Below are 8,761 nucleotides of genomic sequence, written 5' to 3'. Positions count from 1 at the left end.
AGAAGATGGATGAAAATCCATCTTCTTTTTTTGTGTTTTAAAAAAGAAATAAGGTGGTTTGGCGGCTGCCAAACTTTCTATAAGGGGTGATTGGGGGATGAAGAGCTCGGGGTATGGAGCTTAGATCGGGCAGGGAGTACTTGTCGAGATTTAGCGAATGGCCTTTATTTTTGATTTTCGACTTAATTGAGGCTCGTTTCGACTTAATTTACTCTCATTTTGACTTAATTTTGTGCATTCCGACTTAATTAGACCAGGGAAATACCCCACTCCGTATGTTTTGAAGATCAGTTTCAGCCCCGAAACTCACCTACACCTCTCAAAATAGGAAGAAGATGGCCAGAGCCATCTTCCAACACGCGATATTCTTCACCAAAAGCTTCAAAATCCAACCCACAAGCACCTCTAGCACCTCCAGCAACCACACATCCAGCTTTCCCCATCAACACAACCCCTACACAATTACGAGGTAACCTTCTTTATATACATGGTAACCCTGAATATATCCGTAAAACTTCGTCATAATTCCGTAGATAAAGATTTTTATCTAATATTCAACAAAGTTACTTTACCTTACCAGTTAGTACGGCTAGCACACACTAAAACATCCTAAAAGCCCACCAAAACCCTCAAATCATCCAAAAATGCAACTAATTTGCCTATCCAGCACATCAATTGGTTTTAAACCCCGTTACAGCGGGGATTATGGACCATGAAGACGCGAACTTGGTTTATTTTCATGAATTGAATGAAGACAGACACAACAAAGCCTAGAGATTCATACATTTTATAGAGTATCCAAAATAATCTGAATTAACGTATATGAATATATTAATCTGGCAACAATGGCAATTATGGAGGTGGAAGAATGAAAGCGACACGACAGTACGGGGAGATTTGTATGGTATGTGAAGAGAAGAAAGATCGAGGGTTACACATTCTTCATCAGTTTATTTGTCAAGAATGTGAACATAAAATCCTAACTGCGAAAACCAATGACGAATATTATAAACATTATTTATCCCAACTAAGAAAATTAAAGTTAGTAAACGCGTCTTCCTAAGAAAACAGGCTATTCAACAGCCTGTTTTTTTGTTGCTGTAAATTCGTAGGATTGGAATCTGTGATAGAATAAAGATAGTAATAGAAGTAAAAAAACGTTTAAAAAACAAAGGGTTTTTGTAATGAAACAAGCACCGCTATATGAAGCGTTAATCAATCATAGTCGTACAAATAAATGGTCATTTCATGTGCCGGGACATAAAAATGGACATATTTTTGAAGAGAAGGCTAGAGCCTATTTTCAATCTGTATTACCGTTAGATGTTACGGAGCTTTCAGGACTAGATGACCTGCATCATCCAGAAGGTGTGATCTCAGAATCGCAGCAGCTTTTGGCTGACTACTACAAAGTTAAACAAAGCTTTTTTTTAGTAAATGGAAGCACTTGTGGAAATCACGCCATGATCCTTTCATCATTTAACGATGATGATATTGTACTCGTACAACGGAATTGTCATAAATCCGTGTTGAATGGATTAGAGTTGGCTGGTGTTACTCCAGTTTTTCTTCATACCGAAATGGATAAAGAGGGCGGATATCCATTAGGTGTGGATCTGCAAACCATCAAACAAGCGGTTGAGGATCATCCCAATGTAAAAGGGATTATACTAACTAACCCTACGTATTATGGAATGCAGCAAGACATTCAAGCAATTGCTGATTTTATTCATAGTGTTGGTGGTGTTGTCTTAGTTGATGAAGCCCATGGAGCACATTTCGGATTAAAGAATATGCCAACCAGCTCGATACATAAAGGGGCAGACATGGTTGTGCAATCTGCGCATAAGACTCTACCGGCTCTAACGATGGGCGCTTATTTACATGTGAACAGTGAACGAGTAGATATCCACCGTCTAAAGCATGCTCTGCAGTTGGTACAGTCTAGCTCTCCATCCTATCTGATCATGGCTTCACTTGATCTTAGCCGACTATACCTTGAAAATTTGCGCAATGATGAGATCAATCTTATCTTGTCTCAAAGTGAAGATATGAGAAAGTATATAGATTCACTTCCTCATCTCAAAGTAATGAAAGCTCCAGATCTATATGAGGTTGATCCATTAAAGATTACTGTTCAGTCTGATAGGGAATTATCCGGGTATGAGCTTCAGGAGCTGTTTGAAAAAGAAGGGCTTTTTACAGAGTTAGCAGACGACCGAAATGTTTTGTTCGTATTGCCGCTCGGTCCATTGAACAATACGAAGGATTTACAAAAGGTGCTTAAAAAAGTAGCCGATCAACTTCCTCGTTATAATAAAAGAGAACGAACAGAACAATCTATAACGGACGTTATGCAAGTGAGCAGTTTATCACTATCGTATAGAGAAATGAGAGGTTTACAAGCTAAACCTCAGTCGATGATGGATTCAGAAGGACAGATAGCAGCAGAAGCCGTTATTCCTTATCCTCCAGGAATTCCGCTCGTCGCAAAAGGAGAACAAATTACTTCGAAACATATAGATGAGTATTCTTCCTTAAAAAAGAAAGGTGCTCGGTTCCAAGGAATTACCGAGGACCATTTGATATATGTTTTTGATCATAGGTAAGGGGCAGTAATCGTGGAAGGTTTATTTATTACACTAGAAGGGCCGGACGGGTCAGGAAAAACAACACAAATTGCGAAGGTTGCTGAGTATTTACGAAAGCACGAGGTGGATTTTATCCAAACGCGTGAACCAGGTGGTACCAATATCAGCGATAAGATACGATCGCTTGTCTTAGATCCAGAGCATAAAGAAATGCATGATCTTACAGAAGTTCTACTCTACGCGGCTTCGCGTGCACAGCATGTACATGAAAAGATTATTCCTGCATTAGAAGAAGGAAAAGTCGTACTCTGTGATCGATTTGTTGATGCGTCGCTTGCCTACCAAGGGTTTGGTCTTGGTGTGGGTGAAGAACGTGTGCTGCAAGTTAACAACATTGCTACGAGTGGACTTGTACCGGATCGCAGCTATTTTGTAGATGTTTCTCCGCAAGTTGGAAAAGAGCGAATGAAAGCTCGCTATGGGACAGAGAACTTAGACCGAATCGAACAGAAAGATCTTTCTTATCATGAACGAGTGAGAGAAGGATTTGCTCAAATCTTTTCAAGACAAGCTGAACGGATCGTTCGAATTAATGGTGAACAGAGTCCTGATGCTGTGTTTGAAGAAATCGTAAAGGATTTAGATCAACTTTTATCGAATCATAAGAAAAAGTAGAGAGGGGCATTTGCCATGAAAATGATTATAGCCGTTGTTCAAGATAAAGACAGCAACCGATTGCAAGATGCGCTTGTTGATAAAAACTACCGTGCTACAAAACTCGCGACAACAGGAGGATTTTTGAAAGCAGGGAACACAACGTTTATGATTGGTGTGGAAGATGCTCAAATCAATGATGTTATGGAGATTATTCGGGAGAACTGCAAGAGCCGTAATCAGATGGTGGCACCTGTTTCACCGATGGGAGGCAATGCAGATGCTTATGTGCCATACCCGGTTGAAGTTGAAGTAGGGGGCGCGACAGTATTTGTTCTGCCCGTTGAAAGCTTTCAGCAATTTTAAATAAATTTGAGGGGTTATTATGAAAATTGGCCAAGATATAAGACCCATTCTGGATACGAAGCAGAACGATGGAAAGATCGGTAAAAAACCATCTCTTTCATTTGGTGAAGCTGTATCCAAACAAAGTGAGAAATTACATTCCGAACAGTTAACAAGACTGTTAGGTGATATAGAGAATCAAGGCAAGAGACTGCTTCAATCACAAACGGTACGAGATCTGCAGCTGTATAAGAACTTGGTTCAACGCTTCGTAAAAGAAGCCGTTGATTTCGGTATGCAACTTAAGCAGAACAAAAGCTGGAACGAACAAGGGAGATCACGGACCCTTAAACTTGTAAAAGAAGTAGATGAACATTTGATTCAGCTGACCGAAGCTGTTCTTAGCCAAGAGAAAGATTCGATTACTTTGCTTGATAGAATCGGAGAAATTAAAGGTTTATTAGTTAATTTATATACGTAGTAGGTGAGTAAGATATGGTGAGCTGGGAAGAGTGCAGCAAAACACAGCCCCGTGTTGTGAAATTATTAAAAAACAGTATACGAAAACAGCGCCTTGCTCATGCATATATTTTTGAAGGGGCACATGGAACAGGAAAGATGGCGACTGCAACGGTTCTTGCTAAAACGTTTCTTTGCAGAAACAGTGAGGATGGAAACCCTTGTGAAAGCTGTCCGAACTGCAAGAGGATCACATCTGGCAACCATCCTGATGTACATATCATCATACCAGATGGCCAGAACATTAAGATCGATCAAATAAGAGGACTTCAAAAAGAGTTTGCTTATAGTGGGATGGAGTCATCGAAAAAGGTATACATCATCGAGCATGCCGATAAGATGACCGTTCAGGCGGCAAACAGCCTTTTAAAGTTTTTAGAAGAGCCGGGAAATGATACGATTGCTCTTCTTTTAACAGAACAGGTTCATCGTTTGCTCGATACGATTCGTTCAAGGGCACAGACATTAACCTTTTCACCCCTTCCCCCGCAAGGGATTTTAGAGAAATTACTACATGAAGATATACCAAAACCTGTAGCTATGTTAGCGTCCTCTTTGACTTCGGATTATGCGGAAGCACTCGAAATTTGTAGGGAAGAGTGGTTTGCACAAGCAAGAGCCAAAGTGATACAATTAACGGAGGACTTGAGGCTCCGGCCTGATTACTGTCTTGTTGTACTGCAAGATCAGTATTTAAGTTTTTTTAAAGAAAAAGATCAGTTACGTTTAGCTTTAAACCTACTTTTGATCTGGTATCGAGATCTTTTATCTATACATTTATCAAACTCGGAAAACGTTGTGTTTTTCGATCAGCTTCAAGCATTAGAGCAGCAGGCTCTTCACACTTCGCAAAAAAAGACGGGTGAAGCCCTGCAAGCGATACTGACTGCTCAAGCTAGACTCAGGAGCAACGTCAGCCCCTTGATGGTGATGGAGCAGTTGGTTTTACGATTACGGGAGGGATAAAACCTTGTATGAGGTAGTGGGAATCCGCTTTAAAAAAGCGGGTAAAGTATATTATTTCGACCCCGGCGACCTTGAAGTGAAAAAAGACGCGTTTGTCATTGTGGAAACGGCGCGTGGAATAGAATATGGCAAGGTAGTTATCGATAAGAAACTAGTCGGGGAGAATGATGTTGTTCTTCCTTTAAAAAAGGTCGTTCGGCTCGCGACACAGAAAGACATTTTGTCTGTAGAAGAAAATAAAGCAGCCGCTAAGGAAGCGTTTCAAAGTTGTGAGGAAAAAATCATCGAACATAAGCTGGACATGAAGCTTGTCGATGTCGAATATACGTTTGATCGAAACAAGATTATCTTTTATTTCACAGCAGACGGAAGAATCGATTTCCGGGAGTTGGTCAAAGATCTGGCTTCTATCTTCCGTACTAGAATCGAACTCAGGCAGATCGGTGTTAGGGACGAGGCGAAGATGCTGGGCGGAATTGGTCCGTGTGGACGAATGCTTTGCTGTTCAACATTCCTTGGAGATTTTGAGCCCGTCTCGATCAAGATGGCAAAAGATCAGAACCTTTCATTAAATCCTGCGAAAATTTCAGGGCTTTGCGGCCGTTTGATGTGTTGTTTGAAGTATGAGAACGACTATTATGAAGAAGCTAAAGAAGAAATGCCTGATGTTGGTGAAGAGATTATGACCCCTCATGGTGTTGGTCGCGTTGTCGGCTTGAACTTGCTAGAGAAGGTCATCCAAGTGAACATTCCAGCTATGGAAAGAACGACAGAGTTCACTTTGGACGAGCTCGCTGGTAAGAGAGAGGAATTATTCAGTCAGGCCACAGAGTAAAAAGAGGTGGAATTCGTGGAAAAGAAAACAATATTTTCCCGCGTAGTACAGATGGAAGAGCAAATCACGGTGCTGTCAAAGCAACTGGAAGATTTCAAGACTCATTTGGCTGCACTAATTGAAGAAAACCACCATCTCGTGATGGAAAATGAAAATCTGCGAAACAAGCTGAATGCCGATCAAAAGCGGAGTTCTGTTAAAAAGTCTGTAGCCTCTAAAGCCAAGAAAGAACCTACCGATATCGGTGAAGGTTATGATAACCTGGCGCGTCTCTACCAAGAAGGATTCCACATCTGCAACCTTCATTACGGCAGTGTACGTTCAGAGGGAGATTGTTTGTTTTGTCTTTCATTTTTGAATAAGAAATAAACGCCTTTCCAAATGGGAAGGCTTCTTTTTATATGGCAGTGTTTGTGCGGAAAGCGGCAAGTCCCTGAAAGATGAACATTCATATAGGGTTATACGAGGGGGAGTAGCTTGCGGAATTTGTCGACGATTGTAGACTCGTGGATAAACAGCAAAAACTTTTGGATTGAGAGCTAAATCTCGTGGATAAAAAGCTGAAACTTCTGGATTGTGTCCAAAAACTTCTGAATTGAACGAGCTGAATACCCACCTAAGTATACTAATATGACCAGTTTCGGGTTCCGAAACTGTCCTATATCTTGTGAAATAGCATATCCAATGAATAATCAGTAAAAAACCAATAACAACTCAACCTATTATATAGAAGAAAGAGAGGGAAGAGCTATGAGTGATCTATTGCAAGATGAACGGATTGATTTTTTAGTACATGAAGACTTAAAAATCATACAAAGTCCCTCTGTTTTTTCTTTTTCACTAGATGCTGTGTTATTAAGCCGTTTCGCGTGGGTTCCGATTCAAAAGGGTAAGATCATTGATCTGTGCAGCGGTAATGGTGCTGTTGCTCTTTTGTTAAGCAAGCGGTCGAATGCAAAGATTACAGGAGTAGAGATTCAGGAAAGATTGCACAGTATGGCAACGAGGAGTGTAGTATTAAACCATCTAGAAGAACAGATCCAGATGGACTTAGCAGATATTAAAGACGCTCCGACTACATATGGTCATGGCTCGTTTGATGCACTTACTTGTAATCCACCGTACTTTGCCTCTGTACATGAAGAAGATTTTAACCAGAACGAACACCTTGCTATCGCGCGTCACGAAATTCACTGTTCGTTGGAAGATGTTATCCATGTCAGCAGTCAGCTTGTGAAGCAAGGCGGCAAGGTTGCAATGGTTCATCGGCCGAACAGGCTTATGGAGATTTTAGCTTATATGAGAGAGTATAAACTTGAGCCAAAAAAACTGCAGCTGATCTATCCGAAAGCAGGCAGTGAAGCGAACATGCTTTTAATAGAAGGAATGAAGAACGGTAAACCTGATCTGCACATTCTGCCTCCTGTTACGGTGTATGGGGAAGACGGTCAATACACGGAACAGTTAAAAAGGATGTTCTATGGCGAAGATGGAAAATAATACGCACTTTCTATATATCCTCGAATGTAAGGACGGAAGTTATTATACCGGGTATACGAATGATCTAGAAAAGCGCTTTAAAAAGCATGAAGAAGGAAAAGGCGCCAAGTATACGAGGGGAAGAGGACCTTTAAAGCTTGTCTTTCAACAGGCTTTTCCTACCAAACAAGAAGCGATGCGTATGGAGTTTGCTGTAAAAAAGCTAAACCGTGCTCAAAAAGAAAGAATGATAAAAGAGGGAAGTGTTTCGTATGTGGCAGCAAAAGAGCTACAGCAGTGATACAGACAGCGGCATGCTGTACTTAGTTCCAACACCGATCGGCAACTTGGAAGATATGACATATCGCGCGGTCCGAATACTAAAAGAATCCGATGTGATCGCAGCGGAAGATACAAGACAAACAAAAAAACTATGCAACCACTTTGAAATCAACACACCTCTAACAAGTTATCATGATCATAACAAACAACAGAGTGGCAAGAAGCTTTTAGAAGAATTAAAAGAAGGAAAACAGGTTGCTCTTGTTACAGACGCAGGAATGCCGGGTGTTTCAGATCCGGGATATGAATTAGTCGTTCAATGCGTAGAAGAGCGCATACCCGTTATCCCGTTGCCAGGCGCAAACGCCGCCCTGCCTGCCCTTGTTGCATCAGGACTCAATACCGAATTGTTTACGTTCTACGGTTTTCTGCCACGTGGAAAAAAAGAAAAAAGGCTGGAACTTGAAAATCTGAAACGATTTCCATCCACCCTTCTTTTCTATGAGGCACCACACCGACTAAAAGAAACACTTCAAGCCATGACCGGCGTACTAGAAAATCGAAACATCGCTGTTGTACGTGAACTCACCAAAAAATACGAAGAGATCACTCGCGGAACCTTACAAGAAGTATCAGAGTTCTTCAGCCAAGGAGAAACAGAAATCCGCGGGGAGTTCTGTTTAGTAGTAGAAGGCAATGGAAATAAAGAATTCGAGGCAGAAGAACAAGAACAATGGTGGGAATCGTTATCTGTCAAAGATCATGTCGAACACTATGTCGAAAAAGGCGAAAAACCAAAAGAAGCCATAAAATTAGCTGCAGTAGACAGAAACGTACCAAAGCGCGAAGTCTACCAAGAATATCACGGGTTGTAGGCTATATGCTCTCTGACAAAAGATCTTAAATGTGCGCAGCTTACAATATCAATCACACCTTAAAGCCCTTAACTTTTTAAGAATTCTTTCTTCATTGAATAGTTGATTGAAGTGAAAGGTGCGAGAAACTCCTGGGGGACGAGTGGGCCAGGTGAGACACTCAATGGCGCGTAGCGGCGAGGGGCTCACCGCACGCCCCGCGGAAAGCGAAGCAC

The 8,761-nt window shown here is 41.3% G+C and carries 12 protein-coding genes; 11 read left to right on the top strand and 1 reads right to left on the bottom strand.

The features are described from left to right. Nucleotides 1–293: 293 nt before the first annotated feature. Nucleotides 294–443, bottom strand: a complete 150-nt coding sequence (locus HU823_RS21520) for a hypothetical protein (RefSeq protein ID WP_197223307.1) — start codon at nt 441–443, stop codon at nt 294–296. A gap of 425 nt (nt 444–868) precedes the next feature. On the opposite strand from HU823_RS21520, the gene HU823_RS21515 reads away from it, so the two are divergent. From HU823_RS21515 to rsmI, 11 genes are all read left to right on the top strand, one after another. Then, nucleotides 869–1,063, top strand: coding sequence for a sigma factor G inhibitor Gin (locus tag HU823_RS21515; protein ID WP_066390463.1), 195 nt, complete (start codon nt 869–871; stop codon nt 1,061–1,063). Nucleotides 1,064–1,184: 121 nt separating this feature from the next. Beyond that, a complete protein-coding gene (locus HU823_RS21510; RefSeq protein ID WP_197223306.1) occupies nt 1,185–2,609 on the top strand; it encodes an aminotransferase class I/II-fold pyridoxal phosphate-dependent enzyme in 1,425 nt (474 codons plus the stop codon). A 12-nt stretch (nt 2,610–2,621) separates the two neighbouring features. After that, entirely contained in the window at nt 2,622–3,266 is a 645-nt protein-coding gene (gene tmk, locus HU823_RS21505; RefSeq protein ID WP_197223305.1) for a dTMP kinase, read from the top strand. Nucleotides 3,267–3,281: 15 nt separating this feature from the next. Further along, nucleotides 3,282–3,611 carry a cyclic-di-AMP receptor gene (locus tag HU823_RS21500; protein WP_144704782.1) on the top strand — a complete coding sequence of 110 codons (330 nt, stop codon included), beginning with the start codon at nt 3,282–3,284 and terminating at the stop codon, nt 3,609–3,611. Nucleotides 3,612–3,630: 19 nt separating this feature from the next. Further along, a complete protein-coding gene (locus HU823_RS21495; protein WP_144704784.1) occupies nt 3,631–4,071 on the top strand; it encodes a YaaR family protein in 441 nt (146 codons plus the stop codon). A gap of 14 nt (nt 4,072–4,085) precedes the next feature. Continuing rightward, a complete protein-coding gene (gene holB, locus HU823_RS21490) occupies nt 4,086–5,075 on the top strand; it encodes a DNA polymerase III subunit delta' (protein WP_197223304.1) in 990 nt (329 codons plus the stop codon). Between the two features lie 4 nt (nt 5,076–5,079). Further along, nucleotides 5,080–5,910: a PSP1 domain-containing protein gene (locus HU823_RS21485; protein ID WP_144704786.1), complete on the top strand. Its 831-nt coding sequence runs from the start codon at nt 5,080–5,082 to the stop codon at nt 5,908–5,910. A gap of 15 nt (nt 5,911–5,925) precedes the next feature. Further along, nucleotides 5,926–6,279 carry a DNA replication initiation control protein YabA gene (gene yabA / locus HU823_RS21480; protein WP_144704788.1) on the top strand — a complete coding sequence of 118 codons (354 nt, stop codon included), beginning with the start codon at nt 5,926–5,928 and terminating at the stop codon, nt 6,277–6,279. A gap of 381 nt (nt 6,280–6,660) precedes the next feature. Next, nucleotides 6,661–7,410: a tRNA1(Val) (adenine(37)-N6)-methyltransferase gene (locus tag HU823_RS21475; RefSeq protein WP_197223303.1), complete on the top strand. Its 750-nt coding sequence runs from the start codon at nt 6,661–6,663 to the stop codon at nt 7,408–7,410. Further along, the gene (locus HU823_RS21470; protein WP_191755374.1) at nt 7,400–7,690 is read left to right on the top strand and encodes a GIY-YIG nuclease family protein; all 291 of its coding nucleotides are present in this window, start codon (nt 7,400–7,402) and stop codon (nt 7,688–7,690) included. Before HU823_RS21475 ends, HU823_RS21470 begins: the two co-directional genes overlap by 11 nt. Further along, entirely contained in the window at nt 7,662–8,546 is an 885-nt protein-coding gene (gene rsmI / locus HU823_RS21465; protein WP_197223302.1) for a 16S rRNA (cytidine(1402)-2'-O)-methyltransferase, read from the top strand. The genes HU823_RS21470 and rsmI overlap by 29 nt, the downstream gene beginning before the upstream one ends. Nucleotides 8,547–8,761: the final 215 nt, after the last annotated feature.

The sequence above is a fragment of the Fictibacillus sp. 18YEL24 genome (assembly GCF_015903855.1).
GTDB classification, from domain to species: domain Bacteria; phylum Bacillota; class Bacilli; order Bacillales; family Fictibacillaceae; genus Fictibacillus; species Fictibacillus phosphorivorans_C.
The sequence above is the reverse complement of the archived record's forward strand: the minus strand, read 5'-3'. Positions and strand labels throughout refer to the sequence as shown.

What these genes read in the sequence shown, in the direction of transcription:
- HU823_RS21500 (WP_144704782.1), top strand. Translation starts at nt 3,282, where the DNA reads ATGAAAATGATTATAGCCGTTGTTCAAGATAAAGACAGCAACCGATTG.
- HU823_RS21520 (WP_197223307.1), bottom strand. Translation starts at nt 443, where the DNA reads ATGGGGAAAGCTGGATGTGTGGTTGCTGGAGGTGCTAGAGGTGCTTGT.
- HU823_RS21510 (WP_197223306.1), top strand. Translation starts at nt 1,185, where the DNA reads ATGAAACAAGCACCGCTATATGAAGCGTTAATCAATCATAGTCGTACA.
- rsmI (WP_197223302.1), top strand. Translation starts at nt 7,662, where the DNA reads ATGTGGCAGCAAAAGAGCTACAGCAGTGATACAGACAGCGGCATGCTG.
- HU823_RS21495 (WP_144704784.1), top strand. Translation starts at nt 3,631, where the DNA reads ATGAAAATTGGCCAAGATATAAGACCCATTCTGGATACGAAGCAGAAC.
- holB (WP_197223304.1), top strand. Translation starts at nt 4,086, where the DNA reads ATGGTGAGCTGGGAAGAGTGCAGCAAAACACAGCCCCGTGTTGTGAAA.
- HU823_RS21475 (WP_197223303.1), top strand. Translation starts at nt 6,661, where the DNA reads ATGAGTGATCTATTGCAAGATGAACGGATTGATTTTTTAGTACATGAA.
- HU823_RS21515 (WP_066390463.1), top strand. Translation starts at nt 869, where the DNA reads ATGAAAGCGACACGACAGTACGGGGAGATTTGTATGGTATGTGAAGAG.
- HU823_RS21470 (WP_191755374.1), top strand. Translation starts at nt 7,400, where the DNA reads ATGGAAAATAATACGCACTTTCTATATATCCTCGAATGTAAGGACGGA.